Source organism: Streptomyces sp. NPDC040545 (assembly GCF_055595065.1).
This window is the reverse complement of record NZ_JBVIWA010000026.1, coordinates 39,397-58,143: the sequence shown is the minus strand read 5'-3', so window position 1 is coordinate 58,143 and position 18,747 is coordinate 39,397. Positions and strand designations below refer to the sequence as shown.

The following is an 18,747-nucleotide window of genomic DNA, read 5'->3' as shown; positions in this document are numbered from 1 at the left end:
ACGAGGACGAGGGCGAGGGCGCGCCGGTCCGGCGCCGTGTCACGGCCCGGGCGTGGCCCGCAGCGCGGACGGGCTGGCCAGGGCCTTCGCGGCCGCCAGACTCGCGGGCCGCCCGAGCACCGCGCGGGAGGTCTCCCGCAGCAGCACGGCCGCCCGGAACGCGGCGGTCGCCGCCGGCCCGTTCCGGCGCCCGTAGAGCCGGACCCGGTTGAGCGTCAGCAGGGTCCACAGCCGGGGCGACACCTGCGAGTCCCCGCCCAGATGGGTGGCCGTGGCCGTGGGCTCCAGCCGGGTCACGAAGCCGAGGTCCCGGGCCCGCAGGCAGTACTCGGTCTCCTCCGAGTACAGGAAGAAGGACTCGTCCCAGACCCCGCACGCCTCCAGGCACTCCCAGGACAGGGCCATCAGAGCGCCCGTCGCCCAGTCCGCGACCGTGGCCCGCTCGTACGCGGACGGATCGGTCACCATCTCGCTCCAGCGCGGGAACCGCCCGGCCCGGCGATTGCCCAGCACCGCCTCGCCGAGCGCCCGGGTCACCCGCGACTCGCGGCGCAGCGAGAGCAGCAGCGTACGGCCGTCCTCCTCGTACAGCAGCGGGACGCTGATCCCGACCCGGCCGCCGCCGGGCGCGTCCGTGCCCAGCGCGTCCACCAGCACCTTGGCGCAGCCGCGGCGCATCCGGACATCCGGATTGCAGACCAGGGCCGCCCGGAAGCCGCCCTCCCACGCGGCTGCGGCCCCGAGGGCGGCGTTCACCCCGGCCGCGTAGCCGGCGTTGCGGCCGGTCTGGACGACCGTCGCGTCCGGCGCCAGGGAGCGGATCAGCTCCACGGTGCCGTCGGCCGAGTCGTTGTCGGCGACGACCAGGCGCCAGTCGAGCCCGGCCATGCCCTCGGGCAGCGACGCGAGGAACTCCGGGAGCACCCCGGCGCTGTTCCAGGTGACGACGAGGACCGCTACAGGGCCGGCACCCGGCTCCGGTCGGCGGGCTGCTGGCTGGATGGACTGCATGGGGACTCCACGGTTGCGGGCTCCGGCGCCGAGCGCCGGATGAACCCGAGGTAGCTGCCTCCGGCGGCGATCGTCAGGAAGAACACGCCGGCGAACATCGGGAAGCTGAGGGCGTCGAAGGTGGCGGCGATGACGAGGGAGACCAGGGCGGAGGCGAAGAACGCCTGCCCCAGTTCCCGGTCCGACTCGGTGCGGGCCAGCCTGCGGATGGCACCGCCCTGGTGGATTCCGGTGAACAGCAGGACCAGGAGCGCGATCACCCCCACGAGGCCCATCTCCGCCAGGGTGAGCATGTACTGGTTGTCGGTGAAGAAGAACAGTTCGGGCAGGAAGGTCCCGAAGCCCCGCCCGAACAGCGGCCGTTCGCTGAGATAGGGGACGATCGCGCTGTACTTGACCGTACGGGCCTGGGTGCTGCTGTCGGAGTTCGTCAGGAACGAGGCGAAGAGCGCGGTGATGGTGCCGATCAGCCCGGGAATGATCACCTTGAAGCAGGCCACCGAGCCCATCAGCAGACCGATCGCGGCCCATCTGCGCTCCGGCTTCCAGCGCAGCACCATCACCGTGATCACGATGAGCGCCCCGATGATGGAGGTGCGCGACACCGTCAGCGGCAGCGCCCCGCCCATCAGGACCACCGGTCCCCAGCGGCGCCACGCGCGCAGGTGGCGCCGTACCGGATCGAAGGCCTGCTGCACGGCGAAGGGCAGCATGATGGCGAGCATCCCGCCGAACTCCAGGGGCTGCGCCGTCGTGGACCGCGGCCGGGTGAACGAACCCCGGTCCAGGGTGGTGATCTGGGCGACGCTGGACTGCAGGCCCGGGATGCTGATGCTGTCGGCGATGTTCGTCGCGGTGAAGAAGTCGTAGAAGCCGATGGCGGCCACCACCGACCCCATCACCACGGCCCGGCGCAGCAGGACGTCCAGGCGTTCGCGGTCCTGGATCCCCGCGGACACCAGTACCACCAGCGACACCCAGACGAGCAGCCCGATCAGCCCGCGGTCCGCGGCGAGGACCTCCTTGTGCGAGCTGCCGCGCATCGCGTTCGCGAGGTACGAGCCCAGCACCGAGAAGGCCAGCAGGCACATCACCACCCGCGGCAGCCGGGTGCCGGGGGCGGGCCGGATCCGGCCGGTGATCCACGCCGCCAGGTACCAGAACAGGCACAGCAGCGCGAACACGTTGGCCGGGGTGCCCACCCCGCCCATACCGGGCAGGGTCAGGTTCGACGGGACGAAGAAGGCCAGGGCCAGATAACAGCTCAGCAGGGCGGTCGCGTCCAGCTGCCGCCCCCACGGCTTGCGGCGGCCGCGCCCCCGGGCCGGCGCGGCCGCGGCCGCGCGCCTGCGGCGGATCGCCGCCAGCAGGCTGTCCGTCAGGAAGGAGAGCACGAAGGCGGCGGTGGTGCCCACGATGACGACGCCCAGCACCTGCTGGTAACGGCTCTTCATCTGCGGCACCGGGGTCTGCGGCAGCACCACGGGGGCCGTCTGCACCATGTACGCGGGCTTGACCTTGGCCGCCGCCTGGAGCGCGTTGAGCGTCTCCCCGGCGAAGGCGGTCAGCTTGTTGGTCTCCTCCAGCACGTTCGCCCGGTCGGTCCCCGTGACGGTCAGCGTGAGCATCGGCCCCGAGGTGTTCGCGGCGAACCCGACCGTGTAGGGATCGGTCACCCCGATGCCCTGCAGGTCCCGCGCCGCGTCCGTCCCCGACAGCGTCCTGATCAGCACGTCCGCGGTGACCACCAGCGAACCGCCGGCGTTCGCGATGGGATTGCCGAAGGCGGGGGCCAGTTCGGCCACCGCTGTCGAGTCGAGCAGCGCCACCGAGCTCTGCGACTGATAGGCCACCGGCACCGAACGGTAGAGGTGCGCCCCCGCGAGCAGACTGATCAGCGTCAGCGGCACCATCACGTACCAGCGGCGCCGGAGCACCGCGAGGATCTCACCGATGCTCATGAACACCCCCCGAGCACAGCGCAATTGATGGCGGACCTACCCGTGTCCTGGAAAGATCGGTCACAACGGAAGGAATCCCTGTGTCGCCTGGTGAGTTGATCCGTGCGCTGCGTCGGCGCTGGTACGTCCTGATCGTGGCGGCGGTGCTCGCGGCCGCCGGAGCCGTGCAAGTGCTGCACCCCACACAGACGTACCTGAGCACGGCGATCGTCGTGCTCAAGCCGCCGGTGACGGACAACCAGCCCAACCAGCTGGCCAACTTGCAACCGCCGCTCGCCGCCGTCTCCTACGCGGCCGTGCAGCAGCTGGACTCGCCCGAAGGGGCCGAGGAGCTGCGTGCCGCGGGGGTGCGCGGCACGTACCGGCTGATCCCGCGCAACAGCGGGACCAGCGTCACCCCGCGCTATCTGATCCCCTCGCTCCAGGTCCAGGCGGAGCAGGCCGAGCCGGCCGCCGCCGACACGGCGGTCCGGAAGATCATCGAGATCTACACGCAGCACCTGACGGACATGCAGACGCAGCAGGGGGTCCCGGAGTCCGCGCGGATGAGCGTGACGCTCCTGGTGCCGCCCACCGCGGTGGTGCAGAGCGGCAACAAGAGCCGGGGCCTCGCCGGGGCGGCCCTGCTGGGCGGGGTCGGCGGTGTGGCGGTGGCCCTGTGGACCGATCGGCTCCTGACACGCCGGAGCCGGCGCCGGCAGCGGCACGGGGCCGACGCCGGTCCGGTGGTCCGGGCCGAAGAGCCCGAGCGGGCCGCCCTCGCCGGGGCGGCCCGCTGAACACAGCGTTCGAGTCATCAAATCCCTCGACGCTTCCAGGACCGCCACCACAGCCACTCGCGCCCCCGGTCGGCCACGGCCGAGAGCACGAGCGGCTGCAGGTACGGCATGGTGCGCGCCCCGATGCGCCGCCGCCTGAGCAGCGCCCGGTACTCGGCCAGCTTCGTGTAGTCCTCCGGCAGGCACTCCGCCGCGAACTCCACGAGCTCGTCGACCGGTACCACCGCGGTGCGTCCCCGGTCGTACGCCCGGTAGGCGCGCCGCAGCGCGTACCGGGCGAGCCGGGTGCGCGCCGCCAGCGCCAGCCGGTCGGCCCCCGGCAGCAGCCCGGAGCACTTGTCGAGCACCGAGTCGAAGGCGACCAGGCGCTGGCGCAGGTCGTCGAGCTGCCCGCCGAAGTCCGTGGTGGACATGTTGTTGCCGTGGACCCGGTAGAAGGCCTGGTCGGCCCCGCGGATGTAGCCCACGTCGGCGTGCGCCGCGAGCCGCATCCACATCTCGATGTCGCCGGCGTGCGGCAGCTCCGGATCGTAGCCCCCGACCTTGCGCTGGAGACTGGTGCGGACCACCACCTCGGGTGAGGTGATGCACCCGGTGCCCTCCCGGAACCGCCGGTCCAGCCACCACCGTCCGGGGTAGACCACCGATCCGGTGCTGCGGGTGCGGGCCGCGGGCAGCGGTCCGCCGTGCTGGAAGCGCAGCGGCCTGCCGTAGCAGAAGCCCGCCTCCGGGTGCGCGTCGAGCAGTGCGGCGGCGCGTACCAGGGCTCCGGGGACCAGCCGGTCGTCCGCCGACAGCAGTGCGACGTAGTCCCCGTCGGCCCACTCCAGCAGGCCCTCGTTGTAGGTGGCGATGTGGCCCTTGTTGCTCTCGTGGACCCGTACCTCGATCCGCGGGTCGGTGGCCGCCAGCGCGCGGGCGACCTCCGCGGAGTCGTCGGGCGAGGCGTCGTCGATGATCAGCACCCGCACGTCGACGCCCTCCTGCTCGTCCAGCACGCTCTTGACGCAGTCCGCCAGGAAGTGGCCGTACTTGTAGCAGGGGATCACCACGCTGACCGTGCTCACTGCCCGCTCACCTCCGTGGACAGCCCGGACTGCGCGGCGGCCGGTGCGGTGGTGGTGAAGACCGGGCCGACCCAGTAGTTCACCGAGCCGAAGGTGTTCGTCGGGAAGGCGGTGGCCGCCCCGTACTTGTAGAGCCCGTTGGCGCTGCCGGCCGTGTCGGCCGGGGCCACCAGCGGATACGAGCGGTGCGCGCCGGTGAAGTAGCCGCCGTCCACCGAGTAGTTGCCGTTCGGCGCGTGGTAGGAGGCCACGTACGTGGTGCCCGCGGTGATCTGCACCGGCGTGGCGAACTGCAGCTGCTGCCAGCCGGACACGGTCTCGCTGCCGAAGGTGCCGGTGGCGAGCAGGGTGCCGGAGGCGGACCACAGGCTGCCGGTGTGCGTACCCGTGTTGCCGGGGCCCTTGTAGAAGGTGACACCGGTGACGTAGCCGTTCACCGCGGACTGGAAACGGGTGCCCAGTTCGACGGAGTTGGCGTCGTCACCCACGTTGGCGGTGCTCGGCGTCGCGGCTGCGTTCCACAGGGTGCAGGGGCAGTTCACGGTCGGCGGGCTCGCGCTCGTGGTGAAGTTCCACGTGACCGGCGCGGCCATCGCGTTGCCCCACAGGTCGGAGGCCTGGACGGACGCCGTGTACGTGGAGTTCAGGGCCAGTTCGGAGGACGGGGTGAAGGTCGCGCTGTTCGACGCGCCCAGCACCTTGGTACCCGGGACGGTCGCGCCGCCGGAGTCCTTGACGGAGAACACCAGGGTGTCCGCGTCGACGGCGTTGCTGAAGGTGGCCGACACGGCGGCCGTGATCTGGGTGCCGGTCGCCGCGGACTGCGGCGAGGTGGCGGTCACGGTGGGCGGGGTCGTGCTCGCCGTGGAGGTGTCCAGGACCGCGTCCACCCAGTAGTTGCTGCCGGACGAGGCGGTGGACGGGAACCCGCCCGTGCCGCTGTAGCGGTAGACGCCGTTGCCGCCGTCGGTGCCGCTCTTGAGCGCGGTGAGCGGGGCCAGGCCCGCATCGCCCGCGGCGAAGGTGTTGTCGAAGGAGTACCCGCCGTGCGGGGCGAAGTAGGAGGCGACGTAGGTGGTGTTCGCCTTGACCGGGACCGGCGTGGCGAAGTTCAGCTGCTGCCAGCCGGAGGCCGTCTCGTTGGTGAAGGTACCGGTGGCCAGGCGCTGGCCGGAGCTGCTCCAGAGGCTGCCGGTATGGGTGCCGGTGTTGGCGGGGGACTTGTAGAAGCGGACGCCGGTGATCGAACCGGCGACCGAGGAGCGGATCTTGACGCCGAGCTCGACGGCGCTGCCGTCACCGGCGTTCACCGTGCCCGGCACGGCCGCGGCGGGCCACACGGTGCAGGGGCACTGCTGGGGCCCCACGGTCAGCGGCACCGTGGTGGTCACGCCGATGTTGACGCTGTCGTCCACCGCGCGCACCTTGATCTGCGCGGCGCCCGGAACGGTCGGGGTCCACTTGTAGCTCCACGAGCCGAGACCCGTGGTCGCCTTCCAGGTCGTGCCGCCGTCGGTGGAGACCTCCACCCGGGCGACCACGCCGCCGCCGGTGTCGGCGGCCGTGCCCGTGATGGTCACGGGCCGCAGCGCCGGTACGGTGGCGTTCGCCGCCGGGCTGGTCACCGTCACGGCCGGGCCCACGGTGTCCGTGGACGCGGTGGAGGCGACCAGATCGCTCTGCAGGGACTTGGGCTGGACGCCCATGTCGGCGAAGACGTTCACCGTGGCCTGCTGCATCCGCTTGTCCGCGGTGACCACGGCGTCGTCCGGGTTGCCCGTGGGCATGTTGGTCAGGCCCCAGGACCACTGCACCGTGCCCGCGCCGAACACCAGCGCGTGCGAGGTCTGGTCGCGGAAGGCCACCAGGCTGTGCGTCGCGGTGCCGTTCCCGTAGGTGTTGCCGTAGTCCTTGAGGAGCTTGCCGTCCTCGATGTCCACCGTGGTGGAGGACATCGTGATCTGCCCGGCCGGCCGGCTGGCGTTCTCCACGTCGCTGTCCCACTCGTAGCCGAGGGTGCCCGTGGGGAAGGTGGCGGTCTGCGAGGGGGTGAGGTTCGCGACCGTGGTGTTGCGCCACAGCCGCTGCTTGGCGAAGGTGCCGGGCACCGTGATCGCGTCACTGCGGTAGCCGTTGACGCTGAACATCGAGCCCGTCAGCTGGTTCTGCGGCTGGAAGGGCCGGCCGTTCGTGGCGCCGGCCGGGTCCATGAAGGTGCCCGTCCAGATCCCGCTCGGGTCGGGGATGCCGTTCGGCTGGGGGAAGGACAGCTTGGTCTCCTTGTACGAGACCAGGGTCCGGTTGGCGGTGCCGGCGCCGTCGATGCTCGGCGCCAGGCGGGTCTTCCAGAAGACCTCGTTGCCGCTGAAGTACGTCTGGTGGACCCCGGCCCGGCGCGCGTTCAGCGCGTTCGTGAACTGTTCCTGGGTCCAGTACTCGTCGTGCCCGGAGGACATGAAGACCTTGTGGTTCTGCAGCAGCGTCCCGCCGCGGACCGACATGTCGATGCCGGACATGTAGCTCACGTCGTAGCCGTTGCGCTCCAGCCAGGAGACCATCTGGAACTCGGACCCGTAGATCCCGTTGTCCCCGCCGATGTCCATGGGCCGGTTGTAGCTGACCTCGTACGCCCGCCCGTCCGGGGCGGGGCCGCCGCCGTCGTACAGGTCCTGGCCGCCGTAGTTGTTGTACGCCTGCCAGGTCTCGTCGCTGGTCTGCACGACGATGTCGGAGTGGCTGGAGTCGTTGCGCACGACGAACGGGTACGGCATCACACCGTTGCCGTCCGCCTGGTCGAAGTTGACGACGTAGAGCCCGGACACGGCGTCGGCCGGCACGGTCCACGTCGCGGTGACGGGCCAGTTCCCGCAGTCGACCAGGCCGGTTGCGGCCTTCTTGGCGCAGGCCGCCGGGTTGCCGCCCGGCGCGAAGTTCGCCGGGTACGTCTGGGCCACCTGGGCCGCGGTCGACAGCAGGCGGGCCCCGGCGCCGCCGTAGTGGCCGAGGCGGTAGACCGAGACCTTGTACGGAGTCGGCGACTGGATCTTGAACTGCACGGTTTCGCCGGCCTGGACACTCGTCTGGGCCGGGAAGCCCTTGATGTCGCCGTACGCGCTGGGTGCGAACCACTCCTCCATCGGCGTGCCCGGCTTGGAGTTCTCGCACACGATCGCGTTCGTGGTGGGACCGCAGGGATCGGCCGCACCGGCCACCGTCGCCGGTGGCAGGACCGTGGCCGTCAAGGCCGCGATCACGGTGAAGAGACCGTAACGGAGCAACCTTGTCCGTCTGTTCATCTGGACCTCATTGTTTGCGTGAGCGCGGGGTCAGCGCAGGGCGTTGCGGAGCGTTTCCACGACCCGCTGCTGCTGGTCGGCGGTGATCTGCGGGAAGAGGGGGAGCGAGAGCATCCGGTCCGCGGCCTGTTCGGCGTGCGGGAAGTCGCCCCGGTCGTGGCCGAGGTGAGCGAAGGCCGGGGTCAGGTGGACCGGCGCCGGGTAGTGCACGCCCGCGCCGATGCCCTCCGCGTTGAGCTTGCCGACGACGGCGTCGCGGTCCGCTCCGGTGACCCGTACGACGTACAGGTGCCACACGTGGACATTGCCCTCGGCCGTGACCGGCAGGGTGATCTGCCCGGCGGCGGCGAGGTCGGCCAGCAGCCCGTCGTAGCGGGCGGCGGCGGCCCGGCGGCCCGCGTTCCCCTCGGCCAGGCGGGCCAGCTTCGCCCGCAGCACCACGGCCTGCAGGCCGTCCAGCCGGCTGTTGAACCCGGCCACGTCGTGGCGGTACTTGGCGATGCCGCCGTGGTTGGCCAGGGCCCGGATCAGCTCCGCGCTCTCCTCGTCGTCGGTCACCACCGCGCCCGCGTCGCCGTACGCGCCCAGGTTCTTGCCCGGGTAGAAGCTGGTCGCGGCGATGCCCCCGCTGCCGGGGGAGCGGCCGTCGCGGGTCGCGCCCTGGCTCTGCGCGGCGTCCTCGACGATCTTCACGTGCGCCGGGAGCCCGGCTGCCAGCGCCTCCGTGTCCGCGCACTGCCCGTAGAGGTGGACGGGGACCACCGCGCGGGTGGCCCCGCCCACGGCCTCCAGGGCGGCCCGCGGATCCATCAGCAGGGTGTCGGGGAGGCAGTCGACCAGCACCGGCCGGGCACCGATGCGGGCGACGGCGCCCGCGGTGGCGATGAAGGTGTTCGCGGGCAGCACCACCTCGTCGCCGACGCCCACCCCGCTCGCACGCAGGGCGAGTTCGAGGGCGTCGGTGCCGTTGGCGACGCCCACGCAGTGCCCCACCCCGGCGAAGTCGGCGTACTCACGCTCGAACGCGCGGACCTCCGCACCGCCGATGAAAGCGGTGTCGGCGAGCACACGGTCGAATCCTGCCCGTAATTCCTCGGCGACCTCGGCGTGCGCCGCCTTCAGGTCGACCAGCGGTATCTGACTCATGCGACTGTGCTCCCCATCCGTGTCTCCGGCCGGCGGCCGGCCGTCTCCTCGCCATCGGCCCGCAGCTCGTCGAGCGCCGGGCCACCCGCCTCGCGCAGCCGGCGGGCGGGGCTTCCGGCCCACACCTCACCGGGCGGCACATCGGCCAGGACCGTGCTTCCCATACCGGTCAGCGACCAGGCGCCGACCGACGTGCCCTCGCGCACCAGCGCTCCCGCGCCCACGTACGCCCCGCGCCCCAGCCGCACCCCGCCGCCGAGGCGGACGCCCGAGGCGAGCGTGGCGAAGTCCCCGACCCGGTCGTCGTGGGTGAGCACCACGTGCGGCATCACCGCCACGTGGGACCCGAGCCGCACGGCCGCCGTCAGCACGCAGTGCGCGAGCAGGACCGAGCCCGCGCCGAGCAGCGAGGACCCCGAGACCACCGCCGTCGGATGGACCACCGTGGCGTAGCGGCTCCCCGGCAGCCCCAGGCGCCGCACCAGGCGGGCCCGTACGGCGTAGTCGCGGGGACTGCCCACGCAGACCACCACCCGGGCCGCCGGCAGCTCGTGCACGAGGTGGCCGCCGCCCAGCACCGGCACCCCGTCGACCTCCCGGCCGTGCAGGCCCGGATCGTCGTCGAGGTGCCCGAGCAGCCGCCACCGCGGTGCCCGGCCGGACGCGGCCGCCGCGGCGGCCGCGTCCCGTACCGCCTGGGCGGTCTCGCGGGCGAACCCGCCCGCGCCGACGATCAGCAGATCCTCGGTCCGCGGCGGCGGGCCGCTCATCCGCCCGCCTGTTCGCGCAGCACCGCCACCACCCGGTCCTGCTGCTCCGGCGTCATCGTGTGGAACAGCGGCAGGATCAGGGAGTCGCGGCTGATCCGCTCGGTCACCGGCAGCGGCGCCGCGCCGTGGTCCGCGTACGCGGGCTCCAGGTGCGAGGCCATGATCCCGCGCCGGGCCGAGATCCCGGCCTCGGAGAGCGCCGCGAGCAGTCCGTCCCGGCCCACGGGGAAGTCCTCGGCCGGCAGCACCCAGTACGACTGGAAGTTGCCCTGGCCGTGACCGGGGTCCTGGACCGGGCGCAGGCCCGGGATCCCGCTCAGCAGCTCCGTGTACCGGGCCGCCAGCGAGCGGCGCCGGGCCACGATCTCGTCCAGCTTGCCGAGCTGCACCAGACCGACCGCGGCCTGGATGTCGGTCATCCGGTAGTTGTAGCCGACCTCCAGGTAGCTCTCGACGACCGGCTTGCTGCTCGCGTGGCGCTGCGCGGCGGACACGTTCATGCCGTGCTCGCGCAGCCGGCGCAGCCGCTCCGCCCACCGCGCGTCGTCCGTGGTCAGCATGCCGCCCTCGCCGGTGGTGATCACCTTGCGGGGGTGGAAGGACCAGGCGGCGAGCAGTGCGCCGTGGCCCACCGACTTGCCGCCCACCGTCGCGCCGATGCCGCAGGCGGCGTCCTCGACCAGGGCCACGTCCCAGTCGGCGCACACCGCGCGCAGCGCGTGCACGTCCGCGGGCACCCCGCCCTGGTGGACGGCGATCACCGCCTTGGTCCTCGGTGTGCGGACCGCGTCCACGGTGGCCGGGGTGAGGTTGCCGGTGGCCTCCTCGACGTCCGCGAAGACCGGCCGGGCGCCCACGTAGCGCACCGCGTTGGCCGTGGCGATGAACGACAGCGAGGGGACGATCACCTCGTCGCCGGGACCGAGGTCCAGGGCGATCAGGGCCAGGTGCAGGGCGGTGGTGCACGAGCTGACGGCGATGCCGTGCTCGGCGCCCACCCGCTCGGCGAAGGCCCGCTCGAACTCGGCGACCCGGGGACCCTGGGCCACCCAGCCCGAGAGCACCGCGTCGGCGGCGGCCTTCGCCTCCTCCTCGCCCAGCCAGGGCACCATCACCGGGATCCGGGCGGGGGCGGCGTCCGGGGCGCTCACCGGCCCGCCTCCGTGGCAGCCGCCGCCGCGTCGGCGGCGCGCTCGGCCCGCCACCACTGCACCAGGTCCCGCAGGCCGGTGCGCAGGTCGATCTCGGCGGTGAAGCCGAGCCGCTCCGCGGCCTGCGAGGTGTCCGCGAGCCGGCGGGTGACGCCGTTCACGGCGCGGGCCGGGCCGTGCTCGGGCACCATGCCCTCGGCGCCCATCGCCTCCAGCAGGCCGTGCGCGAGCTGGAGCAGGCTGGTCTCGGTGCCGCTCGCGACGTTGAACACCTCGTCGGTCAGGTCCGATTCGGCGGCCAGCAGGTTGGCGCGCGCGATGTCCCGGACGTCGACGAAGTCCATGGTCTGCAGGCCGTCGCCGAGGATCAGCGGCGGCTCGCCCGACGCGATCCGCTCCATCCAGCGGATGAGGACCTCGGTGTAGAGGCCGTGGATGTCCATCCGGGGCCCGTACACGTTGAAGTAGCGCAGGGCCACGTAGTCCAGCCCGTACATGGAGTGGAAGCTGCGCAGCACTCCCTCGTTGAAGGCCTTCGCCGCACCGTAGAAGGTGTCGTTGTTGTACGGGTGGTGGCGCTCGGTGGTCGGGAACTGCTCGGCCAGGCCGTAGACCGAGGCCGAGGACGAGGCGATCACCTTGCCCACCCCGGCGGCCGCGGCGGCCTCCAGCACGTTGAAGGTGCCGTCCACCAGGACCTCGTTCGCCAGCCGCGGCTCCTCCGCGCACTGGGTGATGCGGATGGCGGCGAGGTGGAACACCAGCTCGGCGCCCTCGGTCGCCTTGCGCACCGCGGCCACGTCGCGGATGTCGCCCTCGACGAGTTCCACCACCCCGCTCGGCAGGGCGCGGGCCAGGTTGGCGCTCCGCCCCCGCACGAAGTTGTCGAGCACCACGACCTCGCGTGCTCCGTTGTCCACCAGCAGGTCCACCAGGTGCGAGCCGATCGTGCCCGCCCCTCCGGTGACCAGAATCCTCTTGCCTCGTACGCTGCTCAACGCCCTGCCCCCACTGAATCTTCGGTCGTGGTCTTGCGTGTGATCGGACTGCGGAGGGTCAACGCCCTGTGCGCAGCCCGACGACCGCTCCGCGGAACTCCAGGCTCCGGGAGGCGGCTTCCAGGATGTCCAGCACCTTCAGTCCCGCGCGGCCGTCCGTCAGCGGCGGCCGTCCCGTCCTGATGGACGCGGCGAACTCCTCGACCATGCTGCGCAGGGCCTCCTTCTCGCCGATCGCGGGCGCCACCATGTCGCCGGTCCGGTAGGAGACGAGCATGTCCCGGCGCTCGTCCGCGCCGATCTCCTGCGGGGCGCTCAGGTCCACCCCGCGGTCGAACACCGCCACGCGCTGCGTGGGGTTGAGGTCGTCCCACACCAGGGTGCGCTTGGACCCGCCGACCATGGTGGTGCGGACCTTGGTCGGGGAGAGCCAGTTGACGTGCACGTGCGCGATCGCGCCGGTGCTCAGCTGGAGCGTCAGATAAGCCACGCAGGACTGGCCGGCCCCGATGGGATCGGCTCCGTGCGCGGCGACGGCGACGGGCTGCACGTGGTCCGGGAGGATGAAGTCCAGCACGGACAGGTCGTGGGGGGCCAGGTCCCACAGGACGTCGATGTCCTTCTGGACGAGCCCCAGGTTGATCCGTACCGAGTCCACGTAGTGGATCTCGCCGAGTTCGCCGGAGCGGACCATCTCGCGGATCCGGCCCACCGCCGGGGTGTAGCAGTAGGTGTGGTCGCACATCAGCGTGAGACCGCGCTCCTCGGCCTCGTTCACCAGCCGCAGCCCGTCCTCGTACGTGGCGGCCAGCGGCTTCTCCACGAGGACGTGCTTGCCGGCGCGCAGCGCGGCCAGCGCGACGTCGAGATGCGTTCCCGCCGGGGTGGCCACCGCGACCGCGTGGACCTCCGGGTCGGCGAGGACCGCCTCGTAGTCGCCGGTGGCCTGGACCGTGGAGTACGCGCCGAGCACCTGCCGGGCCCGGTCCACGTTCAGGTCGCAGAGCCAGCGCAGCCGGAACTGGTCACTGGACTGGAAGTTGCGGACGAGATTGGGGCCCCAGTAGCCCGCACCGACCACGGCGACACCTAAGGGGGCGGACCCCTTGCCGGTGGCGCCCGCGCCCTGTTCCGCGTCCTTCGCGGTGTCCTTCACGGCGTTTCCCTTCCTTCCGCGCACGCCGGACGGCGTGTCGCCCACTCATGGCCGGGACGCGTGTGAGGGAGGGAGATGCCGTCGACGGCAGCCCGGACGCCTGCGCGTCCCGTGCGTGACCTGCTCAACGGTGATGGCCCCCCACAACCGATGCCCTACGTGATCCGCGTGCTTCGCCCCCCGGCCCGGCCGCCTGTTCCCCACAAGCAGCCGAACCCGTACCGCTTACCGCCTTTGCCCGCTGCCGGACACCGGCGCCGCCGAAGCGTGCCGAATCCGGGCGGCGCCGCTCAATCTAGTCCACCGGGCGTACCCCCGGGCAGAGTTGACGTAATCGCCTGGAGCGGGTGTTCGACCATGCATACTGCCCGGGTGACCAGCATCGTGATACCGGCCCACAACGAAGGCCGGGTCATCGGCCGCCTCCTCGACGCGCTCCTGGCCGACACCTCGGTGTCCGGGCCCGACATCGTCGTGGTGTGCAACGGCTGTACGGACGACACCGCCCGCGTCGCGGGCGGGCGCGGCGAGCGCGTACGCGTGGTGGAGATCCCGACTCCCTCCAAACACCGGGCACTTCGGGCCGGCGACGAACACGCACGGGGCTTCCCCCGGCTGTACGTGGACGCCGACGTCGTCGTCGGGGCCGCCGACGTGCGGGCCCTGGTGGACGCCCTCGACCGGAGCCCGGAGCTGCTCGCCGCCGCCCCCGGCCGGGACATCCCGCTGGGCGGCTGCGCCTGGCCGGTGCGGGCGTACTACCGGGTGTGGCAGCGGCTGCCCGCCGTCCGCGAAGGGCTCTTCGGCCGGGGCGTCATCGCGGTGACCGAGGCGGGACACGCGCGGATCGCCGCGCTGCCCCCGCTGATGGCCGACGACCTGGCCGCGTCCCTGGCCTTCGGGCCCGGGGAGCGGCGCGTCGTCGAGGGGGCCCGGGTGGTCGTCCGTCCGCCGCGCACCTGGTCCGATCTGATCAGGCGGCGCGTCCGCGCGGCGACCTCCTCCGCCGAGTTCGAGCGCTTCCAGGCGGCGCGGGCGGCCGAAGCGCCGGAAGGGGTGCCGGGTCCGGTGCCGGAGCCGGTGTCGGAGCAGACCGCGCGCACCGGAACGGCCGATCTGCGCGCCCTGCTGCGGGCCCGGCCGACGCTGCTGCCGGGGGTGGTGGTGTTCGTCGTGGCGGCGCTCGCCGCCCGCCGGGGCTCCCGGAAGGCCATCCGTGACCAGGACTTCTCCACCTGGCTGCGGGACGAGAGCAGCCGGCAGGGCTGATCCCCCGGCCGGCCCGGGGGCGTCCGCCCACATCTGTTCGTACGCCGCACCGTTGGCCCGTACACCCCTTAGGGTTCCACTCGCACGTGCGAGTGAACTCAGTCCGTCGGCATCGGGAGCTCCAGAGCATGTACCTCGCGGACCGCTCCGCGCCCGAGGGCGCGAAGACCGCTCCTGACCGGGGGCCCGTCCGGGCTCCCGCAGTCGCCTCGACCGTCCTCGCCCTGGGCACGGTGAGCATGATCACCGACATCTCGTCCGAGATGGTCACCGCCGTCCTGCCCCTGTACCTGATCGCCGGACTCGGCCTGAGCCCCCTCGGGTTCGGGGCGCTGGACGGCCTCTACAACGGGGTCAGCGCCCTCGTGCAGCTGACCGGCGGCCACCTCGCCGACCGGGTCCGCAACCACAAGCTGATCGCCGGCATCGGCTACGGCCTGTCGGCCCTGTGCAAACCGCTGCTGCTGTTCGCCCACAGCCTGGGCCCGATCAGCGTGATCCTCACGCTGGAGCGCACCGGCAAGGGACTGCGCACCGCCCCGCGCGACGCGCTGATCTCCCTGTCCACACCGCCCGAGTTACAAGGGCGCGCCTTCGGTGTGCACCGGGCCATGGACACCACCGGGGCGCTTCTCGGCCCGCTCGCCGCCTTCTTCATCCTGGGCCTGACGGTCGACGGCTACGACGCCGTCTTCGGCGTCAGCGCCTGCGTCGCCGTACTCGGTGTCGTGGTGCTCATGCTGTTCGTCCCGTCCGGCGGCGGCACCCGGCCCGGGCCGTCCGGCGGAGCCACGGCCACAGCCGCGACCGGGACCGTGGGCACCTCGGCCACGGCCACCGCCGGCCCCGCCGCAGCCGTTCCGGACGCGGACCGGCCCGCCCCCGTACGGCTGCGCGACGCGCTCGGCCTGCTGCGCCTGCCCCGGCTGCGCAACCTGGCCGTCTGCGCCGTCCTGCTGGGCCTGACCACCGTCAGCGACGCCTTCGTCTACCTGCTCCTCCAGCGCCGCACCGGCATCGGCGACCAGTGGTTCCCGCTCATGCCGCTCGGCACCGCCGCCGTGTTCCTGCTGCTCGCCGTGCCCGCCGGAGCCCTCGCCGACCGGATCGGCCGGCGCACCGTCTTCCTCACCGGGCACGCCCTCCTGCTGGCCGGCTACGGGCTGTTGCTGTGGGCCCCCGCCTGGCCCGCCCTGCCCTACCTCGTCCTCGCCCTGCACGGCACGTTCTACGCCGCCACCGACGGCGTGCTGCCCGCCGCCGTCGCCACCACCGTCCCCGGCGAGCTGCGCGCCACCGGCATGGCCCTGGTCGGCACCGGCCAGGCGCTGGCCCGCTTCGGCTGCTCGCTGGCGTTCGGCGGGGCCTGGACGCTCTGGGGCACCGGCCCGGCACTGGCCGCCGCCGCGGCCGGACTGCTGTGCTGCGCCGCCGTCGCCGGCTTCGTCCTGCGCCCCTCGGCGCCCCGTGACACCCGGCCCGACCCGCATCGAACCGAACCGGACCCGAAGCCCGTGAGGCCCCCCAGATGACGCTGTCGAACTCACGCCGCCTGCTCGTCCTCGCCGTGGCGGTGCTGCTGCTCGGGGGCCTGGCCACCGCGCTGGTGCTGCGCGCCGCCACCCGCGACGACAAGCCGTCGGCGGGCGGCCCGGCGGTCGCCGCCGGGACCGTCACGCTCGACCGGCCCGGCTCCCTGACCTTCCTCAACAGCGGCCAGGGCCCGCACCGCGGGGCCCTGGCCTCCGTCCCGGCCGACGCACCCGAGTCCGAGCGCACCGCCTCCGAGCTGGGCTGCCAGCGCTTCTACGCCGCCGCGGGCACCGGCGTGTGCCTGCGCTCCACGCCCGGCGCGCTCGCCCAGGACAACAAGGCCCTGATCGTCGACTCCGAGCTGCGCACCCTGCGCAGCTTCCCCCTCGCGGGCACCCCGAGCCGGGCCCGGGTCTCGCCCAGCGGCCGGTTCGCCGCCTGGACCGTCTTCGTCTCCGGCGAGTCCTACGGCGCCGCGTTCTTCTCCACCCGTACCGCGATCGTGGACACCCGCACCTGGAAACTGGAGGCGAACCTGGAGGAGTTCGCCATCGACATGGACGGCCGCGAGCACCGCGCCCAGGACGTCAACTTCTGGGGGGTCACCTTCTCCAAGGACGACGACACCTTCTACGCCACCGTCTCCACCGGCGGCGAGACCCACCTGGTCAAGGGCTCGATCTCGGGGCGCAGCGTCAAGACCCTGGCCAAGAACGTCGAATGCCCGTCCCTGTCCCCGGACGAGACGCGCATCGCGTACAAGAAGCGGGTCCGGGCCGGGGCCTCGCTGTGGCGCGAGCACGTGATGGACCTCGGGACGCTGCGCGACCACGCGCTCGCCGAGAAGCGCAGCGTGGACGACCAGGCCGCCTGGCTCGACGACCGTACGCTCGCCTACGGCCTGCCCACCGACGGCGCCGCCGACAGCACGGACCTGTGGACCGTACCCGCCGACGGCAGCGGCACCCCGCGGCTGCTGGCCCCCGGGGCCTCCTCCCCGGCCCGCCTCGGCTGACGGCGCGCCGGCCCAGGGAGGCGTCAGGCCCGGTCCACGAAGGCCCGTACCCGTTCGACGAGTGCGGCGTTGTCGCGGATCCAGCCGTAGTGCCGGTTGCCCGGCGCTCCTTCGCCGAGTGCGAGCTCCTCGTACGTCACCCGCGCGCTCGTGAGCTTGTCGCAGAGCCCGCGCACCCCGCCGGGCGGTGCCATGGCGTCGCCCTCGATGGCCACCGCCAGCACCGGCAGGTCCAACCCGGCCAGCCAGGGCTCGAAGTCCACCGGTGACGACGGGACGTCGTAGCGGCCCGTCCGGACCTGGGCGGCCATGTCCCGCAGGACCTGCGCGGAATCGTTCCCCAGCACCTTGAGGCGGCGGCCGGGGAAGTACCCGTACACGGAGGCGAAGGCGGCGGCGAACTGGAACCCCACGAGCATGCCCAGGCTCCGCGGGAAAGGCCAGCCGCGCCAGTGGCAGGACGGGGCGCCGACCAGGATCGCGCCCGCGGCCATGTGCGGCTCCTGGCTGAGGTAGAGCGCGCCGAGCTGCCCGCCGAGGCTGTGCCCGAGCAGGTGGCGCGGCGCCCCGGGGAAGGCGGCCGCGACCGCCCGGAACAGCGCGGGGCAGTCGTACGCCACCATCTCGTGGTAGCCGTAGCGCACCCCGCGCCGCACCTGGACCGAGCTCGTGCCCTGCCCCCGCAGCTCCCCGAGGACCACCTGGAACCCCGCCTGTACGAGGGCCTCCGCCAGGGGCGTGTAGGACACGGCCCTGGTCCCCATGGCGGGCATGCACACCACCACCGGGGCCGACGGGTCGTCGGGCCTGCGGTGGAACCGGACGTGGACCGTGGCCCCGTCCTCGGCGCGCACCGGCTGCGTGGTCACTTCGGTGGACGGCATGACGGACCTCCCTCGCTCACGGCCATCCTGCGCGGTGTCACGGACCAGGTTCAACGGTTTCCGGCCCCGGCCTGTCGGCCGCCGGACCGTGGCAGTATGGGGACGGCCGAGCAGGGCGGGGCCCGCTCCGGAGAAATGCACGCCCTGATCGACGCATGGGAGAACCGGCCGTGACCGGCATCGAATTCCTCGCCTCGTTCCTCAGGACCGGCCGCCTGCACGGGCTCGGCATCGGCTCCACCCTCGGCGAGGTCGACCGGGCCGTCCGCCACCGCTTCGTCGACGTGGCCGGCGAGGAGGGCGAATCGCTGCGCCGCGACTACGGGTTCGTCGAGTTCTACTTCAACCCCGGTGACGAGTGGGTGATGTCCGGCGGCTCCATCGAGCTGCACCGGCTCGCGTCCGGCCCGGACATGGCGAAGGAATGGGCCCGGACCATGGGGGTCGGCTTCCCCCGCCACGTCGCCTGGGAGGACGTGCGCGACGAACTCGCGCGCGTCCCCGGAGCCCCGGAACTCAAGGTCGGCGACCAGGGCGGCTTCCTGGAGTACCGGGCGGTGGCCTCCGACGTCTCGGTGATCGTCGTGGACGACGAGGAGGAAGAGCGGGGCTACCGCGCGGGGCACGGGGACGTGTGGAGCGTCAGCCTGTGGGCGCCCGTACGGGCAGGGTGACCGCCCGGGCGAGGTGACCGCCCTGGAGGGGTGCCCG

Annotated in this window: 15 protein-coding genes; 5 read left to right on the top strand and 10 right to left on the bottom strand. The window is 72.8% G+C overall.

Annotated elements, in window-relative coordinates; translation table 11 throughout:
- Nucleotides 1-39: 39 nt before the first annotated feature.
- A complete protein-coding gene (locus tag ACZ573_RS33935) occupies nucleotides 40-1,011 on the bottom strand; it encodes a glycosyltransferase (RefSeq protein ID WP_471311978.1) in 972 nt (323 codons plus the stop codon).
- Nucleotides 957-2,972, bottom strand: a complete 2,016-nt coding sequence (locus tag ACZ573_RS33930) for an O-antigen ligase family protein (RefSeq protein WP_471311976.1) — start codon at nucleotides 2,970-2,972, stop codon at nucleotides 957-959. The genes ACZ573_RS33935 and ACZ573_RS33930 overlap by 55 nt, the downstream gene beginning before the upstream one ends.
- 80 nt (nucleotides 2,973-3,052) lie before the next feature.
- On the opposite strand from ACZ573_RS33930, the gene ACZ573_RS33925 reads away from it, so the two are divergent.
- Nucleotides 3,053-3,751 (top strand): Wzz/FepE/Etk N-terminal domain-containing protein, encoded by a 699-nt coding sequence (locus ACZ573_RS33925; protein ID WP_471311973.1) that lies wholly within the window; start codon nucleotides 3,053-3,055, stop codon nucleotides 3,749-3,751.
- Nucleotides 3,752-3,768: 17 nt separating this feature from the next.
- Here the strand turns inward: ACZ573_RS33925 and ACZ573_RS33920 are convergent, their stop codons facing one another.
- From ACZ573_RS33920 to ACZ573_RS33890, 7 genes are read right to left on the bottom strand one after another with little or no spacing between them, the layout of a single operon-like run.
- The gene (locus tag ACZ573_RS33920; protein ID WP_471311970.1) at nucleotides 3,769-4,818 is read right to left on the bottom strand and encodes a glycosyltransferase family 2 protein; all 1,050 of its coding nucleotides are present in this window, start codon (nucleotides 4,816-4,818) and stop codon (nucleotides 3,769-3,771) included.
- Nucleotides 4,815-8,114, bottom strand: a complete 3,300-nt coding sequence (locus ACZ573_RS33915) for a DUF4082 domain-containing protein (RefSeq protein WP_471311967.1) — start codon at nucleotides 8,112-8,114, stop codon at nucleotides 4,815-4,817. The genes ACZ573_RS33920 and ACZ573_RS33915 overlap by 4 nt, the downstream gene beginning before the upstream one ends.
- Before the next feature lie 30 nt (nucleotides 8,115-8,144).
- Nucleotides 8,145-9,260: a DegT/DnrJ/EryC1/StrS family aminotransferase gene (locus ACZ573_RS33910; RefSeq protein WP_471311962.1), complete on the bottom strand. Its 1,116-nt coding sequence runs from the start codon at nucleotides 9,258-9,260 to the stop codon at nucleotides 8,145-8,147.
- Nucleotides 9,257-10,030: a NeuD/PglB/VioB family sugar acetyltransferase gene (locus ACZ573_RS33905; RefSeq protein ID WP_471311959.1), complete on the bottom strand. Its 774-nt coding sequence runs from the start codon at nucleotides 10,028-10,030 to the stop codon at nucleotides 9,257-9,259. Before ACZ573_RS33905 ends, ACZ573_RS33910 begins: the two co-directional genes overlap by 4 nt.
- Nucleotides 10,027-11,181 (bottom strand): DegT/DnrJ/EryC1/StrS family aminotransferase, encoded by a 1,155-nt coding sequence (locus ACZ573_RS33900; protein WP_471311956.1) that lies wholly within the window; start codon nucleotides 11,179-11,181, stop codon nucleotides 10,027-10,029. The genes ACZ573_RS33905 and ACZ573_RS33900 overlap by 4 nt, the downstream gene beginning before the upstream one ends.
- On the bottom strand, nucleotides 11,178-12,179 hold the full coding sequence (locus tag ACZ573_RS33895; protein WP_471311953.1) for an NAD-dependent epimerase/dehydratase family protein: 1,002 nt from the start codon (nucleotides 12,177-12,179) through the stop codon (nucleotides 11,178-11,180). Before ACZ573_RS33895 ends, ACZ573_RS33900 begins: the two co-directional genes overlap by 4 nt.
- 58 nt (nucleotides 12,180-12,237) lie before the next feature.
- Nucleotides 12,238-13,335, bottom strand: a complete 1,098-nt coding sequence (locus ACZ573_RS33890; RefSeq protein WP_373041449.1) for a Gfo/Idh/MocA family protein — start codon at nucleotides 13,333-13,335, stop codon at nucleotides 12,238-12,240.
- Nucleotides 13,336-13,707: 372 nt separating this feature from the next.
- Between ACZ573_RS33890 and ACZ573_RS33885 the strand changes: the two genes are divergently transcribed.
- The 3 genes from ACZ573_RS33885 to ACZ573_RS33875 all read left to right on the top strand — a co-directional run bounded on the left by ACZ573_RS33885 (nucleotide 13,708) and on the right by ACZ573_RS33875 (nucleotide 17,152).
- Nucleotides 13,708-14,604, top strand: coding sequence for a glycosyltransferase family 2 protein (locus tag ACZ573_RS33885; RefSeq protein ID WP_471311951.1), 897 nt, complete (start codon nucleotides 13,708-13,710; stop codon nucleotides 14,602-14,604).
- A gap of 128 nt (nucleotides 14,605-14,732) precedes the next feature.
- Nucleotides 14,733-16,136: an MFS transporter gene (locus tag ACZ573_RS33880; protein WP_471311948.1), complete on the top strand. Its 1,404-nt coding sequence runs from the start codon at nucleotides 14,733-14,735 to the stop codon at nucleotides 16,134-16,136.
- Complete coding sequence (locus ACZ573_RS33875; protein WP_471311945.1) at nucleotides 16,133-17,152, top strand: TolB family protein; 1,020 nt, start codon at nucleotides 16,133-16,135, stop codon at nucleotides 17,150-17,152. The genes ACZ573_RS33880 and ACZ573_RS33875 overlap by 4 nt, the downstream gene beginning before the upstream one ends.
- Nucleotides 17,153-17,175: 23 nt before the next feature.
- Here the strand turns inward: ACZ573_RS33875 and ACZ573_RS33870 are convergent, their stop codons facing one another.
- Nucleotides 17,176-18,036, bottom strand: a complete 861-nt coding sequence (locus tag ACZ573_RS33870; RefSeq protein WP_471311942.1) for an alpha/beta hydrolase family protein — start codon at nucleotides 18,034-18,036, stop codon at nucleotides 17,176-17,178.
- 170 nt (nucleotides 18,037-18,206) lie between these two features.
- Here ACZ573_RS33870 and ACZ573_RS33865 point away from each other — a divergent pair, with 170 nt between their 5' ends.
- Complete coding sequence (locus tag ACZ573_RS33865; RefSeq protein WP_471311937.1) at nucleotides 18,207-18,710, top strand: hypothetical protein; 504 nt, start codon at nucleotides 18,207-18,209, stop codon at nucleotides 18,708-18,710.
- The last annotated feature ends 37 nt before the right edge of the window (nucleotides 18,711-18,747 follow it).